This window comes from Methylomonas montana, from assembly GCF_030490285.1.
Lineage (GTDB): Bacteria > Pseudomonadota > Gammaproteobacteria > Methylococcales > Methylomonadaceae > Methylomonas > Methylomonas montana.
Window position 1 is genome coordinate 1488761 of sequence record NZ_CP129884.1, and the last position, 26510, is coordinate 1515270.

At 51.6% G+C, this 26510-nt stretch carries 27 protein-coding genes; 26 read left to right on the plus strand and 1 reads right to left on the minus strand.

Annotation, left to right across the window (positions count from 1 at the left end; all coding sequences use genetic code 11):
• Positions 1 to 5 precede the first annotated feature (5 nt).
• From QZJ86_RS07055 to sufD, 6 genes are all read left to right on the plus strand, one after another.
• Positions 6 to 929, plus strand: a complete 924-nt coding sequence (locus QZJ86_RS07055; protein WP_301937624.1) for a bestrophin family protein — start codon at positions 6 to 8, stop codon at positions 927 to 929.
• A 100-nt stretch (positions 930 to 1029) separates the two neighbouring features.
• Complete coding sequence (locus QZJ86_RS07060) at positions 1030 to 1371, plus strand: hypothetical protein (protein ID WP_301937626.1); 342 nt, start codon at positions 1030 to 1032, stop codon at positions 1369 to 1371.
• Between the two features lie 217 nt (positions 1372 to 1588).
• The gene (locus QZJ86_RS07065) at positions 1589 to 1831 is read left to right on the plus strand and encodes a hypothetical protein (protein ID WP_301937629.1); all 243 of its coding nucleotides are present in this window, start codon (positions 1589 to 1591) and stop codon (positions 1829 to 1831) included.
• Between the two features lie 500 nt (positions 1832 to 2331).
• Positions 2332 to 2937 carry a hypothetical protein gene (locus QZJ86_RS07070; RefSeq protein ID WP_301937630.1) on the plus strand — a complete coding sequence of 202 codons (606 nt, stop codon included), beginning with the start codon at positions 2332 to 2334 and terminating at the stop codon, positions 2935 to 2937.
• Between the two features lie 478 nt (positions 2938 to 3415).
• Positions 3416 to 4165: a Fe-S cluster assembly ATPase SufC gene (gene sufC / locus QZJ86_RS07075; protein ID WP_301937631.1), complete on the plus strand. Its 750-nt coding sequence runs from the start codon at positions 3416 to 3418 to the stop codon at positions 4163 to 4165.
• Positions 4162 to 5451, plus strand: coding sequence for a Fe-S cluster assembly protein SufD (gene sufD / locus QZJ86_RS07080; protein ID WP_301937632.1), 1290 nt, complete (start codon positions 4162 to 4164; stop codon positions 5449 to 5451). The genes sufC and sufD overlap by 4 nt, the downstream gene beginning before the upstream one ends.
• Here the strand turns inward: sufD and QZJ86_RS07085 are convergent.
• Complete coding sequence (locus QZJ86_RS07085; protein WP_301937633.1) at positions 5446 to 6006, minus strand: Uma2 family endonuclease; 561 nt, start codon at positions 6004 to 6006, stop codon at positions 5446 to 5448. The genes sufD and QZJ86_RS07085 overlap by 6 nt on opposite strands.
• An 80-nt stretch (positions 6007 to 6086) precedes the next feature.
• Here QZJ86_RS07085 and QZJ86_RS07090 point away from each other — a divergent pair, with 80 nt between their 5' ends.
• From QZJ86_RS07090 to QZJ86_RS07180, 20 genes are all read left to right on the plus strand, one after another.
• Entirely contained in the window at positions 6087 to 7310 is a 1224-nt protein-coding gene (locus tag QZJ86_RS07090) for a cysteine desulfurase (RefSeq protein ID WP_301937636.1), read from the plus strand.
• Positions 7310 to 7762 carry a Fe-S cluster assembly sulfur transfer protein SufU gene (gene sufU, locus QZJ86_RS07095; RefSeq protein ID WP_301937640.1) on the plus strand — a complete coding sequence of 151 codons (453 nt, stop codon included), beginning with the start codon at positions 7310 to 7312 and terminating at the stop codon, positions 7760 to 7762. The genes QZJ86_RS07090 and sufU overlap by 1 nt, the downstream gene beginning before the upstream one ends.
• A 9-nt stretch (positions 7763 to 7771) precedes the next feature.
• Positions 7772 to 8542, plus strand: a complete 771-nt coding sequence (locus QZJ86_RS07100; protein WP_407081655.1) for a class I SAM-dependent methyltransferase — start codon at positions 7772 to 7774, stop codon at positions 8540 to 8542.
• Between the two features lie 48 nt (positions 8543 to 8590).
• Positions 8591 to 8905 (plus strand): non-heme iron oxygenase ferredoxin subunit, encoded by a 315-nt coding sequence (locus tag QZJ86_RS07105; protein WP_301937643.1) that lies wholly within the window; start codon positions 8591 to 8593, stop codon positions 8903 to 8905.
• A gap of 91 nt (positions 8906 to 8996) precedes the next feature.
• Complete coding sequence (gene lgt / locus QZJ86_RS07110) at positions 8997 to 9785, plus strand: prolipoprotein diacylglyceryl transferase (RefSeq protein WP_301937645.1); 789 nt, start codon at positions 8997 to 8999, stop codon at positions 9783 to 9785.
• An 89-nt stretch (positions 9786 to 9874) separates the two neighbouring features.
• Complete coding sequence (gene prfB / locus QZJ86_RS07115; RefSeq protein ID WP_301937646.1) at positions 9875 to 10972, plus strand: peptide chain release factor 2; 1098 nt, start codon at positions 9875 to 9877, stop codon at positions 10970 to 10972.
• Between the two features lie 81 nt (positions 10973 to 11053).
• Complete coding sequence (locus QZJ86_RS21585; protein ID WP_407081656.1) at positions 11054 to 11236, plus strand: DUF4160 domain-containing protein; 183 nt, start codon at positions 11054 to 11056, stop codon at positions 11234 to 11236.
• Complete coding sequence (locus QZJ86_RS07120; protein WP_301937647.1) at positions 11217 to 11477, plus strand: DUF2442 domain-containing protein; 261 nt, start codon at positions 11217 to 11219, stop codon at positions 11475 to 11477. Before QZJ86_RS21585 ends, QZJ86_RS07120 begins: the two co-directional genes overlap by 20 nt.
• A gap of 39 nt (positions 11478 to 11516) precedes the next feature.
• Complete coding sequence (locus QZJ86_RS07125) at positions 11517 to 12278, plus strand: NYN domain-containing protein (RefSeq protein ID WP_301937649.1); 762 nt, start codon at positions 11517 to 11519, stop codon at positions 12276 to 12278.
• 133 nt (positions 12279 to 12411) lie between these two features.
• Complete coding sequence (gene lysS / locus QZJ86_RS07130; RefSeq protein ID WP_301937650.1) at positions 12412 to 13908, plus strand: lysine--tRNA ligase; 1497 nt, start codon at positions 12412 to 12414, stop codon at positions 13906 to 13908.
• Positions 13909 to 13996: 88 nt separating this feature from the next.
• Entirely contained in the window at positions 13997 to 14485 is a 489-nt protein-coding gene (locus QZJ86_RS07135) for a flavin reductase family protein (RefSeq protein WP_301937652.1), read from the plus strand.
• Between the two features lie 226 nt (positions 14486 to 14711).
• Positions 14712 to 14930 carry a Nif11-like leader peptide family natural product precursor gene (locus QZJ86_RS07140; RefSeq protein ID WP_301937654.1) on the plus strand — a complete coding sequence of 73 codons (219 nt, stop codon included), beginning with the start codon at positions 14712 to 14714 and terminating at the stop codon, positions 14928 to 14930.
• A 133-nt stretch (positions 14931 to 15063) separates the two neighbouring features.
• Positions 15064 to 15882: a dihydropteroate synthase gene (folP, locus tag QZJ86_RS07145; RefSeq protein ID WP_301937656.1), complete on the plus strand. Its 819-nt coding sequence runs from the start codon at positions 15064 to 15066 to the stop codon at positions 15880 to 15882.
• A complete protein-coding gene (locus tag QZJ86_RS07150; protein ID WP_320415843.1) occupies positions 15879 to 16796 on the plus strand; it encodes a 1-aminocyclopropane-1-carboxylate deaminase/D-cysteine desulfhydrase in 918 nt (305 codons plus the stop codon). The genes folP and QZJ86_RS07150 overlap by 4 nt, the downstream gene beginning before the upstream one ends.
• A gap of 152 nt (positions 16797 to 16948) precedes the next feature.
• Positions 16949 to 17998: a hypothetical protein gene (locus QZJ86_RS07155; protein ID WP_301937657.1), complete on the plus strand. Its 1050-nt coding sequence runs from the start codon at positions 16949 to 16951 to the stop codon at positions 17996 to 17998.
• Between the two features lie 293 nt (positions 17999 to 18291).
• Positions 18292 to 20874: a sensor histidine kinase gene (locus QZJ86_RS07160; protein ID WP_301937659.1), complete on the plus strand. Its 2583-nt coding sequence runs from the start codon at positions 18292 to 18294 to the stop codon at positions 20872 to 20874.
• Positions 20874 to 21326 carry a response regulator gene (locus tag QZJ86_RS07165; protein WP_301937661.1) on the plus strand — a complete coding sequence of 151 codons (453 nt, stop codon included), beginning with the start codon at positions 20874 to 20876 and terminating at the stop codon, positions 21324 to 21326. The genes QZJ86_RS07160 and QZJ86_RS07165 overlap by 1 nt, the downstream gene beginning before the upstream one ends.
• Positions 21323 to 24400: a PAS domain S-box protein gene (locus tag QZJ86_RS07170; RefSeq protein ID WP_301937663.1), complete on the plus strand. Its 3078-nt coding sequence runs from the start codon at positions 21323 to 21325 to the stop codon at positions 24398 to 24400. Before QZJ86_RS07165 ends, QZJ86_RS07170 begins: the two co-directional genes overlap by 4 nt.
• A gap of 27 nt (positions 24401 to 24427) precedes the next feature.
• Positions 24428 to 25633: an EAL domain-containing response regulator gene (locus QZJ86_RS07175; protein WP_301937665.1), complete on the plus strand. Its 1206-nt coding sequence runs from the start codon at positions 24428 to 24430 to the stop codon at positions 25631 to 25633.
• Entirely contained in the window at positions 25626 to 26510 is an 885-nt protein-coding gene (locus QZJ86_RS07180; protein ID WP_301937667.1) for an ATP-binding response regulator, read from the plus strand. The genes QZJ86_RS07175 and QZJ86_RS07180 overlap by 8 nt, the downstream gene beginning before the upstream one ends.

Here is a 26510-nt window from a genome sequence, read left to right on the forward strand (position 1 = left end):
AAATCATGCCATTGCGAGATTCGGCCGCCAAGTTGAGTGATGATTTTAGCAACCAGCTAGAGTATCCGGGGTTTCTGCGCGGCGCGTTGGCTTGGCGCGGGTCGGTTACGCCTAGAATCTTGCCTGGTGTGTTTGCCGTCGCCTGTTACACGCTGGTTTTGGCATTGATAGATGCCCATTTTTATAAGCTTCCCGAGCTGGCCGTCACGCCATTTGAATACACTGGCGCGGTATTGGGTCTGGTGTTGGTGTTTCGAACCAATGCGGGGCATGAGCGCTGGTGGGAAGCGCGAAAATTATGGGGCGGCGTCGTCAATCAAAGTCGGAACCTTTTGTTGATGATCTGGCATTACGGACCGGACGACAGGCAATGGCGTGACGATATGAACAAATGGATCGTAGCGTTTGCGTTTGTGCTGAAGGAAAGCTTGCGCCATCAAAAGAAATTAGACGACCTGAAGCAAATTCTGTCGGAGACTGAACTGACTGAATTGCGTCACGCCCGGCACATGCCAATGTTGGTTGCAAGCAAAATCGCAGCGCTGCTGGAGCAGGCTCGCAGCCGTCATTGTCTGGATGTGATCGTGTTCAGCCAATTTGAAGAACAGCGTGGGCTGTTGATCGATCATCTTGGTGGTTGCGAGCGTATTTTGAAAACGCCGATGCCTCTAGTGTATGCAATCAAGACCCGGCGCTTTATCTTGATTTATTTATTGCTGTTGCCGTTCTCGTTGATCGGCGAAGCCGGAATGGTATCTGCGTTTGTTGCAGGGCTGGTGGCTTATCCTTTGTTGTCTTTGGATAGAATTGGGTTGGAATTGCAAAACCCGTTTTCCGAACAGAATTTGAGTCATCTGCCGTTGGGGATGATTTGCGAGGGGATTAAGAGTAATGCGGCGATACTGGCCGATTGCCAGTCTAGTGATTGAGTTTCGCAGGTTGGTTTTTGGGTGTCGCTGGCGCGACGCTATGTTTAGAAGTCGGGTCTCGGCCCGACAGCCGAGATACTTTCTGCTACGAAAGCCATCCATGGCTTTCGCCCTTCGGGCCAGCCTTTGGCTGTTCAAATTCGCTTCCGGCGAATTTGTGCGTCGCCAAAAGAAAGTATCCAAAGAAAAGGCCACCCGAAATTCCGCCAATTTCCTGCGCTTTACGAAAACCATCCATGGTTTTCGCCCTGCGGGCCAGCCTATCGGCTGTTCAAATTTGCTCCAGGCAAATTTGTCGCTTTTGGCGAGGGTTTTCGAAAGGGGCTTCCCAGCCCCTCCGAAAACGAGCGGCATCCCTGCCGCTCCCCTGCGGGCCGATCTCGCCAAAAGCTGCGATGCCCGGGGCGGAATAACGGGAACAACCCCGTCGCGGGATTTATAGTGGTTAGATCATTTTGTTTGTGTTGGATTTGGGATGGAGTTTTAGGATGCTGCCGACGATAGGAGGCGCATCGTTCACGACAGATGCGCTTCACTGCGTTCAGCACATCCTTCGTATTTTGATTTTGTAGGGTAGGGCACGATTGAGTGCCCACGCGGAGCAAAAGCCAACGGTGGGCAAAATTGCCCACCCTACGCAACTTGGCTGGAGAGGCTGAATGAGAAACTGGATTGAAGTGACCGTGAATGGTGAGAAATATGAAGCTCTTGTGCATGCTTTGTATGCAATTGGTTTTAAGCATTCAAGTGGCAGGCCATACAGCGATGAGATCGACAAGGTGTGGCGGAAAGCAAACAAAGAGCTAAAAATGAATGTTTTTTGTACCGTAAACAAAAATAACACCATCTATACCATCACTCTGAGCAAATCAGTCCGCGTAGGTCCGGTTAGCGAAGCGTAATCGGACGAATGAATTTGAATAAAGAATTAATGTTTCTGTTTTGGCAATAATTATTTAGATATTTAGCGAATAGATCGAATTTTAAAAAAATGTCCGATTACGCTTCGCTAATCGGACCTACCATTTCGATTTATTGCTTTAATTTTCGGGATGGCTGTCTTCCCGTTATGCCGCGCCGAGCACCGGAGCTTTTGAACAGAATAGCCCGCAGGGGCGCCGCATGGATGCGGCGCGTTGCCGAAGGGGCTGGACGCCCCTTTCGGCAGCCCTGTTCAAAAGCGAGGAACGCAGGAAGCAAGCGGCATCCGGGTGTCTTTTCTTTTGGATACTTTTCTTTGGACAAGCAAAGAAAAGTATCCCGCTTGTCGGTGCGAGAACCGACATTAAATTGGCTTCGCGATAGCGAAACTTAAATAATTAATAAACTTTTTGCTGGGTTTTGCGTTGCTATATAAAGTCTACAACCTCAAGTAGTTATATATCAAAGTCTGAAAAAATTTATGAAAGGAAAATCAGATAATCATATAGTTGCGTGGTTGTATGTTTTTGTGGCAATAATAGCTATAGTGGTTTTTGGGTGTTATTTGTTTTATTTTAATGATCGTGTATCTGAAAAACCAGATGTTTGGGGGGATTTTGGTAGTTACTTTGGCGGGATTCTTAGTCCGGTTGTTGCGGGCGTTACATTTTACTTAATTACTAAGTCTTACGAAGAGCAAAGAAATCAAACTAGGTTGTCTGCATTAACTTCATTAATTAATGTAAATTTAATGCATATAAGTTTTCTGCAAGCGGAATACGATATGTTATTGAAAGAGTTTAATGCGTCAGCCACTGATAAAAAGCTTTCCCAGAGACTTTTCTTTCTTAATGAATGTTCAGGGTTAGGCGGATTGTTGCCAGATGACCCAGAGTTTGAGCAGAAATTGTACGAAGCTGATTTTCGGAATTGTGAGTATGATTCTTTACTCAAGGGTGTTGGTGACGAGATGGGTGACGAGTTTGTATTAATATATCACCGGATTATCGAGATAAAAAGATCGATCTCTGAATATCAACTCGACAATCAACAATTAAAGGATAAAGTAAATAAATATTGTAATTAGTCGGTAGCTGGGTAGGGTGGACACGATTTAGTGCCCACGCGGGGTGAAAGCCAATGGTGGGCAAAATTGCCCACCCTACACGGGATGGTTTTTCTTCCCGTATGCCGCGCCGAGCACCGGAGCTTTTGAACGGAATAGCCCGTAGGGGCGACGCATGGATGCGGCGCGTTGCCGAAGGGGCAGGAAGCCCCTTTCGGCAACCCCGTTCAAAAGCGAGGAGCGCAGGGTCAAAGCGGCATCCGGGTGTCTTTTCTTTTGGATGCTTTTCTTTGGACAAGCAAAGAAAAGTATCTCGGCTGTCGGGCCGAGACCCGACATTAAAAAAACCGTCGCGTAAGCGACACATAATTTAAATGCTGGCTTATTCAACCTAGCCAGGCTAATGGTGACGCTGGAGCGTCAAAAGCTGCGTTCCCACGCCGGAGCGTGGGAACGATTAGGTTCGGAATTATTTAAAAAAACTTAGGTGACCAAACGTATGCTCAGCATAAAAAATCTCCACGTAACCATCAACGACAAACCCATACTAAAAGGCCTAACCCTGGATATAAACCCAGGCGAAGTCCACGCCATCATGGGCCCCAATGGTGCCGGCAAGAGTACCTTGTCGCACGTGTTGTCCGGTAAAGCCGGCTACACCGTCACCGAAGGCAGCGTGACCTACAACGGCAAAGACTTGCTGGAACTGGCGCCGGAAATCCGCGCCCGCGAAGGGGTGTTTTTGGCGTTTCAATATCCGGTGGAAATTCCTGGTGTCAGCAATATTTATTTGCTGAAGGCCGCGTTGAATGCAATGCGCAAGCATCACGGCCTGCCGGAAGTGGATGCGATGGATTTTCTGACCATCGTAAAAAGCAAGGTCAAACTGCTGCAGATGGACGAAAAATTCTTGTACCGCGCGGTTAACGAGGGTTTTTCCGGCGGCGAGAAGAAGCGTAACGAGATTTTGCAAGCCGCGATATTGGAGCCAAAGTTGTGTATCCTCGACGAGACTGACTCGGGCTTAGACATCGACGCGTTGCGTATCGTCGCCGAAGGCGTCAATTCCTTGCGTAACGCGGAGCGCTCGTTCTTGATGATCACCCATTACCAACGCTTGCTGGACTACATTAAGCCTGACGTGGTGCATGTGCTGGCCGACGGCAAGATAGTCAAATCTGGCGGGCCGGAGCTGGCGTTGGAGCTGGAAGAAAGGGGTTATAGCTGGCTGGAAGGGCAAGCGGCATGAGCGGCGAAACCTATTTGACAGCCTATCCGGCGTTGGCAGCCAGCTTGCCGGGCTTGGAGTTGCCTTGGCTGCAAGGATTCAGAAACCAAGCCTTACAGGTCTTCGGAGCCAGTGGCTTTCCAGGTAACCGTGAGGAAGAGTGGCGTTATACGAATTTGTCGGCGCTGAATAAAACGCTGTTTGCGCCAAGTGCTGGCCAGATTGTCGATGAAGACTGGTTGAGTCAATACCGCTTGGACGATGCTGCCAGTATCGTGTTGGTCAATGGCCAGTTTTCCGAATCTTTGTCGCGGCTGCAAGACTTGTCGGGCCAGGTGTCTGTTTCCAGTTTGAAACAAGCTTTGCAAGATAAGCCCGCGTGGCTGGAAAGTCGTTTGGGACAAGCTGTGACCAGCGCCGAACATAATTTGGTGGCTTTCAATAATGCTTGGTTTGCCGATGGTGTGGTGATCGAAGTGGTGGCCAAACAGCAATTGGATAAGCCCTTGCAGATTTTGCACGTGGTTACCCAAGCCGATGCGCTGGCGGCAACCCGTAATTTACTAGTCCTCAACGAGCAGGCCGAAGCGGAAATCGTCGAAACCTATATCGGTAGTGTCGATAGCTATTTCACCGCGTCGGTCAACGAATGTCTGTTGGGTAATAACGCCGGTTTGACGCTGTATAAAGTGCAACTTGAGGCGGAAAAAGCCCAGCATTTTGGCGGCACTTACGTGAAACAGGCGCGAGACAGCCGTTTTGTGCATCATAACTTTGCGTTGGGCAGTGGTTTGGCGCGTAGCGATATTCATAGCGATCTGGATACGGCGGCCGAATGTTCCTTGAATGGTCTGTTCGTGGCCGGCAAGCGCCAGCATATCGACAATCACACGCGCATTAGTCACCTAAAACCGCACGGCATTAGCCGCGAGTTTTATAAAGGCGTGTTGGATAACAAGGCGCGCGGGGTATTTCAGGGACGGGTGATCGTGGCAGAGGACGCGCAGCGCACCGACTCGGAAATGAACAACCGCAACTTGCTGTTATCGGCGGATGCCGAAGTGGATACCAAGCCGCAACTGGAGATTTATGCCGACGATGTGAAATGTTCGCACGGTGTCACGGTCGGGCAACTGGAAGAAAAGTCGGTGTTTTATCTGCAATCACGCGGCGTCGATGAAGCCACGGCGAGAAACATTCTGACCTTTGCGTTTGCCAATGAGATGGTGGATAAGGTTGATAACGCCGAATTAAAAGCGTTGCTGCTGAAAGAGTTATTAGAACGGTTTCCGGCAATCAGTTTATAAGATCGAAGCGACTGAGACCTGAATCTCCGGCAAGGCCAGTAGATTGATGCTATCAGCTTTTGTCAGTGTGGATTTGTCCAGATAATCGCCGTCTTGCGGTTGCCGATACACTTCCAGGCAATCGTCAATCAGGTTGACGATCCAGTATTCTGGGATGTTGTGGGTTGCGTAGAGACGGAGTTTTTGAGTGCGGTCGAAGCGTAAGGTACTTTCGGATACTTCCACCAACAACAATACGTCGGAGGTATTAGGATGGCGGGTCGTGTAATCATTGGTATCAGGTTTGACTAAAGTCAGATCCGGCTCTGGTTCCGATAGGTCGCTCAGTTGGAGTGGGCTTTGTATGCGGACGTCTACACCTTCATTCCATAAACGGGCAAAAATACGATTTAAACGATGAATGTGTCCAGCATGATTGAAACCTATTGGTGCCATGGTGAATATTTCTCCTTCGATGAGTTCCAATCTGGCTTCGGGCGGAAAAATGCCGGCCTCGCCCATGCGATGCCATTCGGCGATGTCGGTGAGGTGTTTTTGCGGAAAGACGGCGACCATAGTTTTATCCCATTAACGAATCGACTTGATCGATTCTAGTGTTTAGTAAAGACGAAATCAATAAAACCAAATAGTTAGCGATGAGCAAATTTCCAATAGAACAAATCCGCGCCGATTTCCCGATCCTTGGCGAGAAAATCCGTAACAAGCCTTTGGTTTATTTGGATAACGCCGCCAGTTGCCAGAAGCCGCAAGCGGTGATCGACAGCATCGTGCATACCTATAGTCATGAATACGCCAACATCCATCGCGGCGTGCATACGCTAAGTGTCAAGGCCACCGACAGGTTTGAAGGCGCGCGGGAAAAGGTCAGGGCGTTCATTAATGCCGCCAGCACTAAGGAGATCATCTTCGTGCGCGGGGCGACCGAAGCGATCAATCTGGTCGCACAAAGCTATGGTAAATCGCAATTAAGGGCCGGCGATGAAATCGTGATCAGCGCGATGGAGCATCACGCCAATATCGTGCCCTGGCAGATGCTTTGCCAGCAGATCGGTACGGTGTTGAAAGTGGCGCCGATGAATCAAGCAGGCGAACTGCTTTTCGATGAGTTTGAACAACTGCTGAACAGTAACACCAAACTGGTGGCAATCACTCATATGTCCAATGCGCTGGGTACTATTAATCCGGTGGAAAACATTATTGCCGCGGCCCATGCCAAAAATATTCCCGTGATGCTGGACGGCGCCCAAGCAACGCCGCATATGGCAGTCGATGTGCGGGCTTTGGATTGCGATTTTTACGTGTTTTCCGGGCACAAGCTCTACGGACCGTCCGGCACTGGTGTGTTGTACGGCAAGCAGGCCTTGCTGGAAGCGATGCCGCCATATCAGGGCGGCGGCGATATGATACGCCAGGTGACCTTCGCCAAGACCGAATACGCCGGCCTGCCGCAAAAATTTGAGGCCGGTACGCCGGCGATAGCCGAGATTATCGGTTTGGGCGCGGCGATCGATTACGTCACAGCCATCGGTATGGACAATATTGCTGCTTACGAAGCCGAATTGCTGGAATACGCGACAGAGCAAGCGCAGCAGATCAAAGGCTTAAATATCGTCGGTCAAGCCGCGCACAAGGGCGGCATCTTGTCGTTCACGTTGGATCATATTCATCCACATGATATCGGTACCATGCTGGACAGTTTGGGTATTGCTATTCGCGCCGGTCATCATTGCGCGATGCCGGTGATGGACTTTTACGGCGTGCCGGCGACGGCGCGTGCCTCGTTTGCCATGTACAATACCCGTCAAGAAATCGATGTATTGATGCAAGGCATCAAATCCTTAATAGAGGTGTTTGGCTAATGTTTGAAGATTTACGCGATCTGTATCAGGAAGTGATATTCGATCACAACCGCAATCCCCGTAATTTTCGGGTAATGGAAAATGCCAATCGGCAGGTGGAAGGCTTTAACCCGCTATGCGGTGATCGGCTGACGCTGTATTTGAAAATCGACGATCACGTGATCAACGATGCCAGTTTCCAAGGTTCCGGCTGCGCGATTTCCACCGCGTCGGTGTCTCTGATGACCGAAATCGTCAAAGGCAAGACCGAAGCCGAGGCCGATGCTTTGTTCAAGCAATTCCACGAAATGACCACAGGTCAATCCGAGGAAATCAACTTGGAAGCGGTCGGTAAACTGGCGGTATTGGCCGGCGTCCGTGAATATCCAGCGCGGGTGAAATGCGCGACGCTAGCTTGGCACACGCTGGATGCAGCCTTAAAAAACGAAGCCCAGTCGATTTCTACCGAGTAATTATTGCGCGTGCCAACTTTGTTCGAACATGGCGCCGTAGTTTATGCGGATGACTCGGCGCTATCCGCCAGTCAAGCGCTTGCCGAGCGGTTACGGTGGCCGCTATTGGACTTGCAGAGCTTACCCTCAGAATTGCCACAAGCGTTCTTCCTCTGTTACCGGGAGGGTTGTCTCAAGTTGTTGGATAGACAAACCTTGAAAAAAGGCGGTTTGGCGGTGGATGTCGAACCGCGTCCCGGCGAGCAGCATTCCTATCCAGCCCCCAAAAAAGATTTGTTAGCGCAGGCGATTGGCAAGAAAACCAAAACTGTGATCGATGCCACGACGGGCTGGGCGCAGGATAGTCTGGCTCTGTTTCGGATGGGGTATGACGTGCAGTGTATCGAGCGCTCGCCGGTGATGGCCGAACTGATTCAAAATGGTTTTCAGCGTCTGGCGGAGAAAGACTGGGTGGTAAACCGACAGTTACAACCTCCGACATTGTTGGTCGGTAACGCCATCGAATTGCTGGCCGGTTTGTCGGAAGTGCCGGAATGCATTTATCTGGACCCGATGTTTCCTCCCAAACGCAAACAAACGGCGGCGACGCGTAAATCGATGGCGATATTGCGCGATATTTTGGGGGACGACTTGGATCGGGCTGACTTATTTGCAGCAGCATGGCAGGCGGCCGGTAAGCGAGTGGTGCTGAAAAGCCCGGATTACGCCGAACCGATGGGCGGCAAGCCCAGCGAAAGCTATCATGGCAAATTGCTCAGATACGACGTTTATCTGAAATGAATTTGTCAGATTTTTGTAAGACGAAAGTTAAATCAAAACGAGGGAAGCATGACGGATTGGATTGATGCGGTTGCGGAAGCGGCGTTGGCAAACGGCGAGCACGTGGTCGTCGATGTCGATGGCACCGATGTCGCTATTTTTAAAATCGATGGTCAGTGTTACGCGATTGAGGATGTTTGTTCTCACGACGGTGCCGAAATCGCCAGTGGTGAACTCGACGGCGATGAAATCGTCTGTCCGCGTCACGGCGCCAGGTTTTGCGTCAAGACCGGCGCAGTCAAATGCGCACCAGCCTATGAAGATGTCGCCACGTTTCCGGTACGGATAGTCGAAGGCAGGATTCAAGTATCCGATCAACGATGAAACAGGCGAAAGATAAAAGGCGAAAAAAACCTGTCGGCGCTAAAATCTTCAGCTTTCGCGATATAACCTTGTTAACTAATCCTGAATCATCATGGAACACTTCATCTGGAATATAGACCCCATTCTTGTCGATTTCGGCGCGTTGAAAATCCGCTGGTATGGCTTGATGTTTGCGTCGGGTTTTGTCGGCAGTTTTTTAACGATGCAATGGATTTACCAGCGCGAAGGCAAGAACATCGAAGAACTGGATACCTTGCTTTGGTATATGGTAATAGCGACCATCGTCGGCGCCCGTCTCGGCCATACCTTGCTCTACGATCCCGCATATTATTTGTCGCATCCTTTGAAGATTTTGGCGATATGGGAAGGCGGCCTGGCCAGTCACGGCGCAACGCTGGGTATCATTCTGGCTTTGTATTTATACCGACGCAAATACGGTGATAGCTATTTCTGGTTGTTGGATCGAGTCAGTATTCCGACCGCGTTGGCCGGTGCGCTGATACGGATCGGCAATTTTTTCAATTCCGAGATTTTAGGGATACCCTCCGAGCAGCCCTGGGCTGTGGTGTTTTCCAGGATCGACCCGCTGCCACGCCATCCGGTGCAGCTTTACGAAGCGGCTTTTTATTTGTTGATTTACCTGGTTTCGTTGGGAATTTATAAAAAACATGCCGATAAACCGGGTTTCGTGTTCGGCTGCTTCATCAGCATGCTGTTCAGCGTGCGTTTTTTCCTGGAATACTTCAAAACCGAGCAAGCCATGTATGACACCGGCGTGATGTTTACCACCGGTCAGTTACTCAGCGTGCCGTTCGTGCTGGCGGGTATTGGTTGCATCGTCTGGTCATTGAAAAACCACCCGAGCAAGTCGGTTGCGTAATCGTTTATAATTGCACGCTTTTTTCAAGTCGCTGGGGCGGCCCCGGCGTCACGTGCCCCATGCGGGTATTGGTTTGGGTTTTGAGGTTCATGCAAGAAATTAATCCGATTAAATACAAGATAGCCGACCTGCGCGAACGTAGCGCCGGGCTTAAAAGCTATCTGGATTTCGACACGAAAAGCGAGCGCTTGGTGGAAGTACTGCGCGAGTTGGAAGATCCGGCGATCTGGAATAAGCCGGAACAAGCGCAGGCCATGGGCAAGGAGCGGGCGATGCTGGAAGGCATCGTCAACACCATCCTGGAATTGGAACAAGGCCTGTCCGACGCAGAAGAGTTGCTGCTGATGGCGGTGGAAGAAGACGACGAAGAAACCGTCGATACCGTTGCCGCCGATCTGGAACAATACGAAAAACAAGTGGCCGGCTTGGAGTTTCAACGCATGTTTGCCGGCGAAATGGATGCCAACAACGCATTTTTGGATATTCAGTCCGGTTCCGGCGGTACGGAAGCGCAAGACTGGGCATCAATGATCGAACGGATGTATTTGCGCTGGGGCGAGGCCAAGGGCTTCAAGACCGAGTTAATCGAAGAGTCGCCGGGCGACGTGGCCGGCATCAAGAGCGCCACCATCAAATTCGAAGGGCCGTATGCCTTCGGCTGGCTGCGTACCGAAACCGGCGTGCATCGCTTAGTGCGTAAATCGCCATTCGATTCCGGCAACCGCCGCCACACCTCGTTTGCCTCGGTGTTCGTCTCGCCGGAAATCGACGACGACATCGAAGTCGACATCAACCCGGCCGATTTGCGGATAGACGTTTACCGCGCCAGTGGTGCCGGTGGTCAGCACGTCAATAGAACCGAATCGGCGGTGCGGATTACCCATAACCCCAGCGGCATCGTCACCCAATGCCAAAGCGACCGCTCGCAACACAAGAACAAAGACACCGCGATGAAGCAGCTGAAAGCCAAGCTCTACGAGATGGAAATGCTGAAACGCAACGAAGGTTTGCAGGCGATTGAAGACTCCAAATCCGACATCGGCTGGGGCAGCCAGATTCGTTCCTATGTGCTGGATCAATCCCGCATCAAGGACCTGCGCACCAACGTCGAAACCGGCAACACCCAGGCGGTGTTGGATGGGGCGCTGGATCAGTTTATTGAGGCTAGTTTGAAGAGCGGGTTGTAACCGGTTATGCAGATATCAGGTGCTGGATGCCCACAGTATTAAGAATTGGTGGCTACCGTTTTTTCTTTTACAGTAATGAAAATGGTGAGCCTGCACATATACATATTCAGTATGAAAAAGCAGTGGCGAAATTTTTGGCTTAAACCGGTTGTCTACGCGCGGAGTAGCGGGTTTTCCGCACATGAATTGACTACGCTAAGTAAACTGGTGTCTGAAAATCAGCAAACATTATTGGAGGCCTGGAATGAGTTCTTTAGCCGTTGAAATTCCTAGAGCTTGTTCGGTCAATTGTACCGATCAAGAGTTAATCGTTTTTCTCGCCGATGGCAGAAATCTTTCGGTTCCCATCGTCTGGTTTCCCCGTTTAGCCAAAGCCGATGCTAAGCAAAGAGCGGATTTTGAAATATTGGGCGATGGTGAGGGTATACACTGGCCGCAAATTGATGAGGATATTTCTGTGTTTGGGCTGATTGCAGGAAAACCATCTATCGAATTTGAAGATTAATCAAAGTCTACGCCAGGTTGTTTCAAAAGGAAAAAATGAATGAAATTTTCTGACACCAAACGCTTCGCTCTGTTGATCGATGCCGATAATGCACAAGCCAAAGCAATAGATGCCGTGCTAACGGAAGCTGCTCGGTATGGTGATACGACTTCAAGACGATGTTACGGCGACTGGACCAATACACAACTGAAGTCTTGGAAAGAGGCATTAAACAAGCACGCCATTCAGCCGATCCAGCAATTCGCCTATACCGTTGGCAAGAATGCCACAGATTCTGCTTTGATTATTGATGCGATGGATTTGTTGTATACCGGGAAATTTAACGGATTTTTTCTGGTATCAAGTGATAGCGACTTCACTAAATTAGCTACACGCATTAGAGAATCAGGACTTGAGGTCATAGGAATTGGTCGTAGAAGTACCCCAGAACCATTTCGAGCCGCGTGTAACAAATTTATTTTTACCGAAACCATTATGGAAGATGAACCTTCTTTACCCGAAGTTTCTTTGGCTACTGATAAAATATTGAATCAAAGCACTATTAATAAATTAGCTGAAGAATCGAAACTAGCCGGAAAAGCGGAATCATATAGCGTTTCGAATTCATCAACTTCTGATCATGATGCTCTGAAAAAGCTAATTAAAGATGCTATTGAATCAGCCTCTGAGGAAGATGGATGGGCAAATTTGGGTGGTGTTGGTAGCTATATTCCGAGAGTTGATAGTTCATTTGATCCGAGAAATTACGGATTCAGTAAACTAGGAAAGTTAATAACCTCGCTAGATTATGTAAAAGGTTGAGCCAAGAACAATGGAAAGTGGTCATCAGAATATTTACGTGCAATTTAAGTCCAAGTAAAGATTGAATGCGCTTTTCATAATAAGTTTAAACGATTTTAATCTATTCAGTATTCCCTTTAAGTTAATTCAATACATGTCAGAACTCGAACACGACGAACAAGAACAGATCAAACAACGCCGCGAAAAACTTAACGCCTTGCGCGAAGAGGGCACCGCTTTCCCGACCGATTTTCGTCGCAATGTGGTAGCTGGTGAATTGCTGGCTGAATACGGCGAAAAGCCTGAAGAGGAATTGGTTGCCGAGCCGATTCGGGTGAAGATCGCCGGGAGGATGATGACCCGCCGCATCATGGGCAAAGCCAGTTTTTGCCATTTGCAGGACATGTCGGGGCAGATTCAGGTTTACGTGGCTCGCGACAATCTGCCGGAAGGCGTTTACAACGATCAGTTCAAGAAGTGGGACATCGGCGACATCCTGGGAGCCGAAGGCGTTTTGTTCAAGACCAAGACCGGCGAACTGAGCGTCAAAGTCGATGACATACGCTTGCTGACCAAGGCGCTCAGGCCTTTGCCGGAAAAATTCCATGGTATCGCCGATCAGGAGATCAAATACCGCCAGCGCTATCTGGATTTGATCATGAGCGACGAGACGCGCAAGACCTTCCTGATGCGTTCCAAGATCGTCAACTACATCCGTGAATTTCTGATCGCTCGCGATTTCCTGGAAGTGGAAACGCCGATGATGCAGGTTATCCCCGGCGGCGCCACCGCCCGGCCGTTTACCACCTTCCACAATGCGCTGGATATGGAATTGTATCTGCGCATCGCGCCGGAACTGTATCTGAAACGCTTGGTGGTCGGCGGTTTCGAGCGGGTGTTCGAGATCAACCGTAACTTCCGCAACGAAGGCCTATCGACCCGTCATAACCCCGAATTTACGATGATGGAATTCTATCAAGCCTATGCCGAATATGGCGACTTGATGGATTTGACCGAAGCTTTGCTGAAAGGTATAGCAGAAGATGTCGTCGGTAATAGCATCATCGAATACCAGGGCGACCAATACGATTTCGGCAAGCCGTTCGCGCGGATGACGGTGCTGGAATCCATTCTGCATTTCAATCCCGAACTGACGCTGGCCGACCTGAGCACGCGCGAAGCGGCCGTCAAAGTCGCCGAAAATCTGAAAATTCCTGTCAAGGACGGCTACGGTTTGGGCAAGGTGCAGATCGAGATTTTCGAAAAAACCGTCGAACATCGTTTGATGAACCCGACCTTCATCACTGCCTATCCGGTGGAAGTGTCGCCACTGGCGCGCCGTAACGACAACGATCCGCATGTCACCGATCGTTTCGAGTTTTTCGTCGGTGGCCGTGAGATCGCCAACGGCTTTACCGAGTTGAACGATGCCGAAGATCAGGCCGAACGCTTTCAAAAACAAGTGGAAGAAAAAGAAGCCGGCGACAACGAAGCGATGCATTTCGATGCCGATTACATCACGGCGCTGGAACACGGCATGCCGCCGACCGCTGGCGAGGGTATCGGTATCGACCGCTTGGTGATGCTGTTCACCAATTCGCCCAGCATTCGCGACGTGTTGCTGTTTCCGCATATGCGCCCAAAAAATTAATCTGGTGTTTGTACTGTCGGGCTTTATTTATCATTATGATTTTAAAAATTTTTTAAGTCGTAATCGTTATTGGATCTAAGAGAAAATTATGAGTGTTGAAGCCAAACAATTTAAAAATGCCCTTAAATTATGGGCCAGCGGCGTGACGGTGGTGACCACTCAAGGTCGCGACAATCAGCCTAGGGGCATGACCGCAACGGCGTTTAGCAGTGTGTCGCTGGAGCCGCCGCAAATTTTGGTGTGTCTGAATCAATCGACCGATACCGGTGCGGCCTTGCTGGAAAGCCGCCGTTTTGCGGTGAATATTTTGACCAATGCACAAGAAGACGTCTCCAATCAATTTGCCGGCAGCACCACACAGGAGCAGCGTTTTGCCAGTATCGCTTGGCAAGCAGGTGAAAACGGCGCGCCGATTTTGACTGACGCTCTGGCTGCGTTGGAATGTCGGGTCGTGCAACAAATCCAGGCCGGTAGCCATTGGGTGATTATCGGCGAAGTCGAGGATGTGGTTTGCCGGGAAGGCGATCCTTTGCTTTATTATCATTCCGCTTATCGCGCGGTTGCGGCGCAAGATTAAGCCAAATTAGTCTTGCTGCGAATGGTCGCGTCGATATGGCTGACAATTGTCGTATATACGACAAATTTCACATGAATTGTGTGTGAATAGACGCCATTATTGTTAGGTTTGCTGATTTGCAACGCCATGAACTACATGAAAAATAAAGGCCTATTAGATATGGCCGATTTTTTGCATGAGAGAGTTTGGATTTTATCCATCTTTCAGAGTTATCACGGAGTTATCAATGTCAATCAAGGTCATCAAAGAATTTTCTGAAAAAGCCAAAAGCGATGAGGGGCTGAAAGAAAAACTGAAAGCCTGCCTCAAAATCAAGGAATTGCTTGCTTTGGGTAATGAATACGGATTTGAAATCGACGAAGTCGAGCTGTATCCACCCAACGAACCGCAATTTATTGAAGAACAGCTGTCAGAAAAACTTGCTAAAGCTCTCTTGAGAGTTTAAAGACTGAAATCGCCATCCCCCGTCTGGTGGGATGGCGAGCAGTGGCCGGTGTTATCTGAAGAGAGCCGGTAAATTTTAAAAACCACTCGACAACGGTAAACTACGCGTTTGCCTAATCGAGGAGTTTTTCAGCATGTTCCAGCCGATCGACAAACCCCAGTTGATGGGGATACTCAATGTAACGCCGGATAGTTTTTCCGACGGTGGCAAATTTACCGGTGTGGCGGCGGCGATCAGGCAAGCCGAAAAAATGATAGCCGAGGGTGCCGATATCATCGACATCGGCGGCGAATCCACTCGCCCTGGTTCCGAACCGGTGCCAGCCGACGAGCAAATTCGTCGAGTCGTACCGGCAATTGCCGCGATTAAGTCTATCAATCCCAACGTAAAAATCAGCATCGATACCACCTTGAGCCAGGTTGCCGCTGCAGCCTTGGATGCCGGAGCGTGCATTATCAACGATGTCTCGGCCGGTCAGGGCGATTCCTCTATGTTGGCATTCGCGGCCAAGGCGCAAGCCCCCATCATCCTGATGCATATGCAGGGCACCCCCAAAACCATGCAAAACCAGCCGCGTTACGACGATGTGTTGACCGAGGTGATGGCGGCTTTACAGCAGCGTATCGGCGAAGCATTGGCGGCCGGCGTCTTGCCGGAAAATATTGCTATCGATCCTGGCATCGGCTTTGGCAAGCGCACCCAAGACAATATCGATCTGTTGGCGCATTTGAATCGGTTCGTCGAACTGGGTTATCCGGTATTGCTGGGTACCAGCCGTAAGCGATTCATGGGCAGTATCTGCAATGTCAACCAACCCGACGAACTGGTCACTGCGACGGCCGTAACCACCGCACTTGGCGTGATGGCGGGCGTACAAATGTTTCGAGTACACGACGTCCAGGCCAACCGCCAGGCGGCCGATGTGGCTTGGGCCATCAAGCAAGCGCAGTGAAGGATTTGCATCCGCGCCTACAAGCCTTGCAGACGCAATTGGCGGATTCGCCACTGACCCGGATCGAGGATTCGGCGTTGACCGCCCAAGGGCTGGAACTATGGATCAAGCGCGACGATTTACTGCATCCGATCATATCCGGCAATAAATGGCGCAAGCTCAAATACATTCTCAATGATGTCTTATGCAGAGGCGCCGACACCATCGTCAGCATGGGCGGCGCCTATTCCAACCATTTACATGCGCTGGCTTTTGTAGGCAGAGCGTTGGGGCTCAAAACCGTCGGCTACATTCGCGGCGAGCGCCCCGCGCAGCTCAATCCCACGCTGAACGATTTGCTGAGTTGGGGCATGGCGCTACGTTTTGTGTCGCGTAGCGACTATCGTCAATTGCGCAGCTACAAATCTCCCGATAGCTTGCCGGAGCTGCAACCGGGCCAATATTGGTTGCCGGAGGGCGGCGCCATCGATCTGGCCTTGCAAGGCGTCGCCGAACTGGTGCATGAAATCGAATTGGATTTCGATACATTGGCCGTGGCTTGCGGTACCGGTACTACCTTGGCCGGATTGATCGCCGCCGTACCGATTACTCGCCGAGTGCTCGGAGTGGCAGCGCTGAAAGGCGGCGACTTTCTGAGCGACGATGTTAAACGCTTGCTGGATACGCAGGGAATGGCCCCTAACGCGGACTGGCGGATTCTGTTGGAGTACCATTTCGGCGGATTCGCCAAAGCGACGCCGGCATTGCTGGGCTTTATCCAGAATTTTCAGCAGCGGCATGGCATAGAACTGGAGCCGGTATATACCGGCAAATTACTGTTTGCGATCTACGATCTGGCCCGACAAGGTTATTTCTCCGCCGGGCAGCGGCTAGTAGCGGTACATACCGGCGGTTTGCAAGGCAAGCGCCAATAGCTCGCTCCGCCGCTGGGTCTCCGCACGTTACCTAAGGAATGTCGGGACGGACAAAAACGCCTGCTTACCGGTTAAAAATCATGTAGATATTGAGTCAAAACCCAAAATGGTGATAATAGCCGCAGCCGAAAATAATAAATAAAGGTGGCATCGTGGTTGCGCAGATCATTTCATTTCCCGAACCCAAAATTAGCAATAAACTGGCGGTGTCGTTCCGCTTTTTATTGAGTTTATACGCCATTATCCCGCTGTGTCTGCTGGTGCTGTGGCTGGATAGTTTGAGTTTTAATCATGCGCTCAGGGACATGCTGCCCAGCAGTCCTAGCCACTTTTTGTTATTTCAGATTCTGTTCGGCACCCCGCATATTGTCGCCAGCAATCTATTGTTGGCGAGTCACGAAGAGTATTTGCAAGCCTATAAAACCAAATTGATTGCGATGACCTTGTTCATCATCGTTTTTTTCGGCGTCGGCAGCCTGTTTATTCCCTACCGCGCGCTTTACATCATCACCGCTTGCTGGACGGTTTATCACGTCTTGAAACAACAACACGGCATCGCCAAGGCGGTTTGCCGCTTGCCGAATCGGGCGTTTTATTGGCAATTATGGCTTAGCGTCAGCGCCGGGATTTTTATCTACATGGGGGTTTTTCTAAAGAACAGCTTGGAGCCGGCACAAGCCGAGCTGGTCTTGCAAGTGGCTAGCGCGCTGACCGTGGCGCTGGTGGCGAGCACTTGGGTTTGTCAAAAATACGTGCCCAGCCGCTTTGGGCAATATTTTCTGTGGGCGAATACCTTGCTGGTCGTCAGCAGTTGGTATGTTTACAGTCAGCAGTATTATTTTCTGGCGATTCTGATGCCGCGCCTGGTGCACGACATTACCGCTTATAGTTTCTACGTCAGTCATGATGTCAACCGTCACGGCGAACAAGCGCAGAATGGATTGTTCAGGGCCGCCGCCGCTGTTCGATTACCTGTCTGGCTGGTGTTGCCTTTGCTGTCCTTTCTATTGACTTATCTATTACAGGCTTACGGCGACGATCTGGTCAACCTGATTCTGCAAACGCTATTTTCCACGCAAATCTACAAAGCCGTGACGCTGGGCCTATTGGGTTATCTGGCCTTGATGCACTATTACACCGAAGCCTTCGTCTGGGCGGCCGGCTCGCCATTGCGGCGTTATATCCGGTTTAGTGGTTTATAGCGAGATTGAACGTTCTCCATGCGCTGGCCGCTGTGTTGTTTTGACTTTTCTGTCAATAAAAAGCCTGCACACCTCAGAATCCGGTTAAATCCCTTGACTCTACCGCAACAATCTACGCAGAATGATTTCGAATCAATATTTATTGGATTTTGGTCGGTTGAGGGCGTTTTGGATTCAAAAAATAGAAAAATTGGCGATTTGTCTGTCGAAAAAACACAGGCGCCAAATGTTTGATCAACGATGTCATTCGATGAAACGACTCCGGATTTTAACAGTGTCAGGTGCTCGCAATCGTGTCTAAATATGGCTCCCTCGTTTCGCGCCAATTTCTGCAGCTATTTATTCCTGCGGTCCTGTTAACGACGGCGGCGGCCTGGTTTGTGGGGCAAGCACGTATTGATGCCGAATTCAGCCTGATTCGTGCCAATGAAAAATTGGTCACCGGCATCAGCGCGGGCCGACTCCATAGTCAGTTGCAAGGGCCAGTGCGTCATTTACTTGCCGTTGCCGAGGAAGCACCCATTCGGCTAGCCATCGAAAGCGGTGAACCGGGTGCGGCCGCTTTAATGGCAACTGCTTTCATGACCTTGCTTTCCCGCAATACCGACTATGATGAAGTGCGCTGGCTGGACGAAACCGGCATGGAGCGGGTGAGGGTCAATAATGTATCCGGACATCCGGCCGTGGCGCTTGAGCAAGATCTTCAGAATAAGAGTGACCGCTATTATTTCCAAGAAGCTATGCGGATCGGCAAGGGGAATATTTACTTTTCTCAGCTGGATCTCAATGTGGAAAATGGTCAGATCGAATTGCCCTACAAACCCATGCAGCGCGTGGCAACGCCTGTCTACGACAAACAAGATCGGCCGCGCGGCATTCTGATTATCAATGTCGCCGCCCAAACATTTTTGCAGAGCTTTGCGGCCGAAGACGATGCCAAATATCCCCATTTAATGCTGCTCAATCAGGATGGTTTTTGGTTGAAGAGTCCAAATGCCGCCGATGAATGGGGCTTCATGTTTAAGCGCATGGAGACATTGGCTAGCCGTTTTCCACAGGCATGGGCACAAATGACAAATGCGAAATCCGGCCAAGTGGAGTTGACCGATGGCTTATGGACTTGGCAAACCGTCGAGCCGGAAGATGTGATTTCAACTCAGCAGTCCCGACGCCTGCTGGTGGTTTCACATTTGCCAGCGCAAATGCTGGCACCGATTTATCTGCGCAGTTGGACACCGATTGGCGGCTTAGCGGTATTGATATTGCTGGTGTCCGGCATGCTCATCGGTCGTCTGATACAGGTAAGGGACCGGCAAAGACAGGCCGATATCGCCACTGCTGCCGCGTTGGCCAAGGCCGGGGTGCTCAGCCAGCAAATAGACGCTCAGAAACGCTTTCGCCATGTGGTGGAGGCCAGCATCGACGGCATTCTGGTGACGGACGGCGAAGGCCATATCGTGTTGGTGAATCCGGCCTTGGCCGATATGTTTGACTATGCGCCCGCAGAGTTAATGAATCAATCCATAGACATTCTATTGCCGGAAGCCGCGCGTCAGCGCCATACCCAGCATCGGGTCGAGTATATGCGTCACCCCGATAAACGGGCGATGGGCGCGGGCCGTGAGTTATTGGGCCAGCGCCGAGACGGCAGCCAGTTTCCGGTCGAAGTCGGCTTGAGTACCTATGTCAGCAAAGGCCAAACCTTTGTGCTGGCGACGGTAGTCGATATTACCGAACGCAATCAGTTGGTGGCGGCCAGCAAGCGCCTGGCGTCCATTATCACCTCGACCGAAGATGCCATCATCAGCAAGACCCTCGATGGCATCATTACCAGTTGGAATCCGGGGGCGGAAAAGCTGTTCGGTTACCGCGCCGAGGAAGTTATCGGCCGTTCCATCGAGCTATTGGTACCGCCCGGCCAGGAACAGGAAGAACGCGCACTGTTGGCCCGGATCGCCCGTGGCGAAACCATCGCCCATTACGATACGATCCGACAATGCAAGGACGGTCGTCAGGTGGTGATCTCCAATACCATTTGCCCGTTGCGAGACGCCTTGGGACGGGTAATAGGTGCCTCCAAGATTGCCCGAGACATCAGTGAAATCAAACAAGCGGAAGCCCAGATTCATCGCCTGAATGCGTCCTTGCAACAGCGGGTCAAGGAGCTTGCCGCTGCCAATGAGGAACTGGATAGTTTTGCTTATGCCGTTAGCCATGACTTACGGGCGCCGTTACGGGCGATGATCGGCTTCAGTCATGCCTTGCTGGAGGATTGCGGCGAGCACCTGGACGACGAGGGACGCGCCTATCTGAGCGAAATCGATATCGCCAGCCGGCGCATGGGCGACCTGATCGATGGTATTTTGACGCTGTCGCGTAGTACGCGTGGCGAGCTGAGAAACGAAGCGATCGATTTGTCGGCGATGGCCCTCCGCATCAGTCATGACATCGTTCGCGCCGAACCGGAACGTAACGTGGCCTGGGAGATCGCGCCAGATTTGGAAACGTGGGGCGATCCGCGCCTGATCGAGAATGTGCTGCGCAATCTAATGGGTAATGCCTGGAAATATACGGCTGGCAGGGTCGATGCGGCGATTCGCGTCCATGCCGAGAAGGCGGACGGCCAGTGCTGGATTTGCGTCAGCGACAACGGCGCCGGTTTCGATATGCGCCACGCCGATAAGCTGTATCAACCCTTTCAACGTCTGCATCGGCAGGACGAGTTTGCCGGTCTGGGTATCGGGCTGGCCACCGTGCTGCGTATCATTAATCGTCATCACGGTAAATTGCGCGCGACTGCCGAACCGGGCAAAGGCGCCACCTTCGCCTTCTCATTACCACGGGCGCCCGAGGCTCCCCAGGAGGAGGTAGCCTGATGGCCAAATCGATATTGATCGTGGAGGATAACCGGCAGGATGAGATGTTGATTCTGCGCGCCCTAAAGCGCACGGACCTCGATTGCACGCTGGATGTGGTGCGCGACGGTCAGCAGGCGCTCGATTACTTGCTATGCGAAGGCGAGTTCGGCGGTCGCGCACAGACCTTGCCAAGCGTGGTTTTTCTCGATCTCAGCCTGCCGCGGGTTGGCGGACTTGAGGTTCTGGCGCGGCTGCGAGCTAATCCGCTTACTCATTTGTTACCGGTATGCGTGCTGACATCGTCTGACGAAGAGCGCGACCGGCAAAAAGCATACGCGAATGGCGCCAATAGTTATGTCTGTAAACCGCTCGACTTCCACGCCTTTGCAGAAATGATCGCCCGAATGGGGCAGCATTGGTTAGCGGCCCAAGCCGCGACGATGGATTTAGACGAGGAGAATGGTTTATGAACCGGCGATTGCGGGTGCTGATGATCGAAGATACGCCGGCGGACTTTTTGCTTTTGAAACGCCACTTGCGTCAGCAAGGCGTGGAAGCAGACTGTAGCTGCGTCGATAGCCAGCCAGCGCTTGAGCAGGTGCTGGCAAATGGTGTTTGGGACATCTTGCTGTCGGACTACAACGTGCCCGGCATGGATATCGAAGCAGTACTAATCGATGTGATTGCACGGTTTCCGGATCTGCCCATCATCATGGTCTCCGGCACGATTGGCGAGGCCAAGGCTGTCGATATGCTGAAGACCGGGGTGGCCGATTTTGTTTTGAAAGACGATTTAGGGCGACTGGTGCCTTCCCTGCATCGCGCATTACGCGAAGTCATTTCTCGCAGAGAGCTGCGGCTTGAACAGCGGCGGCAGCGCCACTTGGTGGAAAATATCAGTCACGGTATTTTGCTGGCCGATGCGGATGGGGTGATTTTTATGACCAATCCTGCGCTCGATCGCATGTTCGGCTATCTGCAAGGCGAACTGCTCGGCCAGAAGGTCGAGATATTAGTGGGCGGTGATACATGTGGCGTACACGCCAAACTGCGTGAGGAGTATATGGATCATCCCACACCGCGTTTTTTATGGTCGCGGGGGCTTTTACAGGGACGACGCAAGGATGGTAGCCATTTTCCGATCGAGTTGTCGTTAAATCCCTTTCAAGACGAAGACAGGACGTATGTTCAGGCTAACGTCAATGACGTGACCGAACGGACTCAATCCGAACGTGATTTACGTATTGCGGCTACCGTTTTCGAAGTGCAAGAGGGCGTGTTGGTCACGGATAGGCATAATCGCATCTTACGGGTGAATCAGGCTTTCAGCAAAATCACCGGGTACAGTGAAGCAGAGGTGATAGGCAAGGATCCGAGGTTTTTGAAATCGGGTCTGGAGGAGGCGGAATTTTATCGGGATATGTGGCGGATTTTGCTGCGCGATAAGCATTGGGCCGGCGAACTCCGCGACAGACATAAGGATGGCTATGTCTATCCCAAGTGGCTCAACATTAGCGCCGTGACCGATGATGAGGGAGAAATCACCCATTTTGTCGGTGTCTTTTCCGATCTAACGCATGTCAAACAAGCTGAACAAGCCGTGGCGGCTAATGTCGCCAAGTCGAAATTTCTTGCCAACATGAGTCATGAATTGCGCACGCCGATGAACGGCGTGGTGGGCATGACGGATATATTGCAGGAAACCTCGTTGACACAAGAGCAGCGGCGCATGGTCAGGACCATACGCGATTCGTCGCTGGCCTTGCTGGGCATTCTGGACGAGATACTGGATTTTTCTAAAATTGAGGCCGGAAAACTGATCTTGGAATCGGTACCCACCTGCGTCTATGAAGTGGCGGAAAGCGTAGTTCGCTTGCTGATTCCGCCTGCCAGCGCCAAGGAGATCGACTTTCACCTGTTTGTGGCGCCCGAGTTGCCGTTATGGATCGTGTCCGATCCTTTGCGCTTGCGGCAGATCATGTTTAATTTACTGGGCAATGCCATAAAATTTACGGCTAATGTGCCCGAGCGCCGCGGGCGAGTCGTGTTGCGAATAGCACCCGCCCAGACGCAAGAGGGGACAGCGGCCTTTAAAATCGTGGTGGCCGACAATGGTATTGGCATCAGAAGCAAAGCGATGGAGCATCTCTTCGTTCCCTTTACCCAAGCCGACAACACCACCACTCGTCGTTTTGGTGGCACCGGCCTTGGGCTTAGCATCACCAAACGGCTAGTGGAAATGATGCATGGCACTATCGGTGTGGAAAGTACCCCGAATGTGGCGACCGAGTTCAGCGTCATATTGCCGCTCAAAATGGCTTCCCCCGGCCATGCTTTGCCGGACGTCATCAATTTGTCCGGTGTTCGGGTGTTGGCTGTCGTCAACGATGTGATGTGTGCCGAAGTCCTGCAAAGTTACTTGGTTAGCGCTGGGGCCGAAGTGATGGTGGTAGACGATCTGGAGCAGGCGCATCGGTATGTACTACAGAGTGGCGGCTGGTCGGTATTGCTATTGGATTTTAGTCTGATGTCTCGGGCGGCGAAAAACGCTGAATTTCTTGACTTGCCTTGGGTGCAGCTAGGTCGATGGACCGGTATGGATGGTAGCGATATCAGCAGTCCTTTGGTTCGCGCTTATCCTCTTCTCTATCACGATTTGATACAAAGTGTGGCCATAGCCGCCGGCAAACTTTCCATCAAAAGTGCGGTAGATCAAAGCGAACGTCGGCATCGCCCGCGCATTCAGGTGCCGACCGTGGATGAAGCCACGGCGACCGGTAAATTGGTGCTTCTCGCCGAAGACAACGAGATCAATCGTGATGTGATACAGCAGCAATTACGCTTATTGGGTTACGCCTCGGTCGCTGTTGCCGATGGGGAGACGGCGCTGAAACATTGGCGCAGTGGCCGCTATGCCATGTTGTTGACTGATTGCCATATGCCGAAAATGGACGGCTTTCAATTGACGGCCGCGATCCGCTCGGCGGAGCCTGACGGCGCGCATTTTCCCATTGTGGTGGTGACCGCCAATGCGATGAAAGGCGAGGAGGAACGTTGTTTGGCGTACGGTATCGACGGATACCTGACCAAGCCGCTACGGCTGAATGAACTGGGCGCCATGATGGTACGTTATTTGCCGCAGGGAAATGATAAGCAGGCGCCAGCATCGGCCGCAGTCGAGAATCCCGATAGTAACGCGCTGCCGATTTGGGATGCAAAGATGTTGGCGCAACTCGTCGGAGAGCAGCCGCAATTGCATCGGCGCTTACTGGATAAATTCCAAATCAATGCCGACAAGCAAATATCCACGCTGTTAATTTTAGCCGATGAGGGTGAAGCGGGACTTATCGCGGATCTGGCGCATAAGCTGAAATCGGCGGCCAGAAGCGTAGGCGCCATGGCGCTAGGCGAGCTCTGTCAGCAGATCGAGCAGGCTGGACGTCAAAATCAAGTTACACTACTATGCAATTATGCAAACCAGATCAGTGCGGCTTATGCTGCCTTTAAAGAACATCTCCAACGCCATGGTGCTGCGCCAGACTGACAGTAACCGAATTCGGGTGATTTGACCGTGCATCATATTCACGCACTTGTCTTAGACGACGATGATTTCATGCTGGAGGTGCTGCGCGGCATGCTCTTCAATATGGGCATACAGCGTGTGCGCACTTTTACTGAGGCCGAGGTGGCATTGCGGGATCTGGACATGGATGATCCGCAGCTGGTGGTCATCTGCGATCTCAATATGCCCGGTATGGATGGGGTCGAATTCATCCGGCAGCTGGCGTCCCATCATTATGTCGGCGGCGTGGTTTTTTTCAGCGGCGAGGACGAGCGTGTGCTGCAAATGGTGGAAAAATTGGGACATGCCCATCAATTGCGTGTTCTGGGGGCGTTGCGTAAACCCGTTGCCAAGCAGGATCTGGCCAATCTGCTGCTGCAAATGGCGCCAGAAGGGATCATTCTGAATCGCCCTCTGTTTCCCCTGACGGCGGGCGAGGTGTTGGCGGGTTTACAGAGCAATGCCTTTTTTCCGGTGTTTCAGCCACAGGTCGCACTAGGCTCCAGACAGGTTACCGGCATCGAGGCGTTGGCGAGATGGCGACATCCGCAGCATGGTTTGATAGGACCCGACGCTTTCATTCCGGTTGCCGAAGCCTACGACCTGATCACGCCTTTGACCAATTTCATGATTACGCAATCCATTCTGGAGTGGCGTCGTTTACGCGATGCCGGGCTGGACTTGCGGGTTTGCGTGAATGTCTCCATGAATTGCCTGTCGAGGTTGGACTTTCCTGACTGGGTCACGAATGCCGCTGCCGAGATGGACATGCCTTTGGATCGGTTATTGCTGGAGATCACGGAAAGTTGTGTGATGGGCGATGCCATAACCTCGCTGGATGTGCTTTCGCGGCTATGTTTAAAGCGTATCGAGCTTTCTATCGACGACTTCGGTACCGCTTATTCCAATATGGAAAAGTTGAACAGCATGCCCTTCAGCGAGCTAAAGATCGATCGGGCGTTTGTGCATAACGCCGAGCAAGATCCCACCAACTATGCGATTCTGGAATGCAGCGCGACTTTGGGCCGACGGCTGGGTATGCGTATCGTCGCCGAAGGCGTGGAAACCTGGCAAGACTGGCAAACGGCCGCTCGACTCGGTTGCGACCTTGCCCAAGGTTATTATATTGCCCGGCCCATGCCCGCGGCCGATCTGATCAAATGGGTGTCGCAATGGCATCAGCGGACGCCAAGGGAGCGGCAGGCAGATGACTAGACTATTACTCGTCGACGATGACGATTTTATCTGTTCGGTGATGGAATCCGGACTGCTCCAACTTGGTTATCAGGTCGATATCGCCAACGATGGCTGGCTGGCCTGGAATAAACTGCAAAGCGCGCCCAATCGTTACGATTTGGTCTTGTTGGACAAGAACATGCCAAGAATGGATGGCATTACATTGTTGAAACAACTCAAAAGCGATCCGGGCTTAGCAAAATTGCCGGTGGTGATGCTGACGGGCGACCATCATCCCGAAGAGGTGGCGGAAGGCTTGGCGGCAGGCGCCTTTTATTATCTGATTAAACCGGCCGCTCCGCAGATATTGGATGCGGTGATCACCAATGCCTTGGAAGATCGTCGCCGCAAGGAGGAATTGCGCGAAATCGTTAGCCGCCAGGAAAGCAGCCACGGTTTGATTCGGCGCGGCGAATTCGTCTACCGCAGCTTGGCGGAAGCCAAGGGATTGGCGCTGTTGTTGGCTAGCGCCAGTCAAAACGCATCCCGTACCATAACCGGTTATTCCGAATTGCTGATCAATGCGGTCGAGCACGGTAATCTGGAGATCGGTTATGGCGAAAAAAGTCGCTTGCTTGCCGCCGGGTGCTGGCTTGAGGAAATTGAAAGTCGCCTGGCATCGCCGCAATATGCGGCGCGTCGCGTGGAAGTTGCGCTGGAAAACAGCGATCAAGCGTTTACGGTTACCATCACCGATCAGGGGCCGGGTTTCGATTGGCGGCGCTATCTGGAATTCGAGCCGGAACGGGCATTTGACCTACACGGCCGTGGGATTGCGATGTCGAAGAGTTTCAGTTTCGACCGCCTTGAGTATTGGGGTAAAGGCAATAGCGTGACCGCTACCGTACTGAAGTAA

Bases quoted from the DNA above. Each gene is read 5' to 3' on its own strand.
- QZJ86_RS07055 (WP_301937624.1), top strand. From the start codon at position 6: ATGCCATTGCGAGATTCGGCCGCCAAGTTGAGTGATGATTTTAGCAAC.
- QZJ86_RS07060 (WP_301937626.1), top strand. From the start codon at position 1,030: ATGGCTTTCGCCCTTCGGGCCAGCCTTTGGCTGTTCAAATTCGCTTCC.
- QZJ86_RS07065 (WP_301937629.1), top strand. From the start codon at position 1,589: ATGAGAAACTGGATTGAAGTGACCGTGAATGGTGAGAAATATGAAGCT.
- QZJ86_RS07070 (WP_301937630.1), top strand. From the start codon at position 2,332: ATGAAAGGAAAATCAGATAATCATATAGTTGCGTGGTTGTATGTTTTT.
- sufC (WP_301937631.1), top strand. From the start codon at position 3,416: ATGCTCAGCATAAAAAATCTCCACGTAACCATCAACGACAAACCCATA.
- sufD (WP_301937632.1), top strand. From the start codon at position 4,162: ATGAGCGGCGAAACCTATTTGACAGCCTATCCGGCGTTGGCAGCCAGC.
- QZJ86_RS07085 (WP_301937633.1), bottom strand. From the start codon at position 6,006: ATGGTCGCCGTCTTTCCGCAAAAACACCTCACCGACATCGCCGAATGG.
- QZJ86_RS07090 (WP_301937636.1), top strand. From the start codon at position 6,087: ATGAGCAAATTTCCAATAGAACAAATCCGCGCCGATTTCCCGATCCTT.
- sufU (WP_301937640.1), top strand. From the start codon at position 7,310: ATGTTTGAAGATTTACGCGATCTGTATCAGGAAGTGATATTCGATCAC.
- QZJ86_RS07105 (WP_301937643.1), top strand. From the start codon at position 8,591: ATGACGGATTGGATTGATGCGGTTGCGGAAGCGGCGTTGGCAAACGGC.
- lgt (WP_301937645.1), top strand. From the start codon at position 8,997: ATGGAACACTTCATCTGGAATATAGACCCCATTCTTGTCGATTTCGGC.
- prfB (WP_301937646.1), top strand. From the start codon at position 9,875: ATGCAAGAAATTAATCCGATTAAATACAAGATAGCCGACCTGCGCGAA.
- QZJ86_RS21585 (WP_407081656.1), top strand. From the start codon at position 11,054: ATGGTGAGCCTGCACATATACATATTCAGTATGAAAAAGCAGTGGCGA.
- QZJ86_RS07120 (WP_301937647.1), top strand. From the start codon at position 11,217: ATGAGTTCTTTAGCCGTTGAAATTCCTAGAGCTTGTTCGGTCAATTGT.
- QZJ86_RS07125 (WP_301937649.1), top strand. From the start codon at position 11,517: ATGAAATTTTCTGACACCAAACGCTTCGCTCTGTTGATCGATGCCGAT.
- lysS (WP_301937650.1), top strand. From the start codon at position 12,412: ATGTCAGAACTCGAACACGACGAACAAGAACAGATCAAACAACGCCGC.
- QZJ86_RS07135 (WP_301937652.1), top strand. From the start codon at position 13,997: ATGAGTGTTGAAGCCAAACAATTTAAAAATGCCCTTAAATTATGGGCC.
- QZJ86_RS07140 (WP_301937654.1), top strand. From the start codon at position 14,712: ATGTCAATCAAGGTCATCAAAGAATTTTCTGAAAAAGCCAAAAGCGAT.
- folP (WP_301937656.1), top strand. From the start codon at position 15,064: ATGTTCCAGCCGATCGACAAACCCCAGTTGATGGGGATACTCAATGTA.
- QZJ86_RS07165 (WP_301937661.1), top strand. From the start codon at position 20,874: ATGGCCAAATCGATATTGATCGTGGAGGATAACCGGCAGGATGAGATG.
- QZJ86_RS07170 (WP_301937663.1), top strand. From the start codon at position 21,323: ATGAACCGGCGATTGCGGGTGCTGATGATCGAAGATACGCCGGCGGAC.
- QZJ86_RS07180 (WP_301937667.1), top strand. From the start codon at position 25,626: ATGACTAGACTATTACTCGTCGACGATGACGATTTTATCTGTTCGGTG.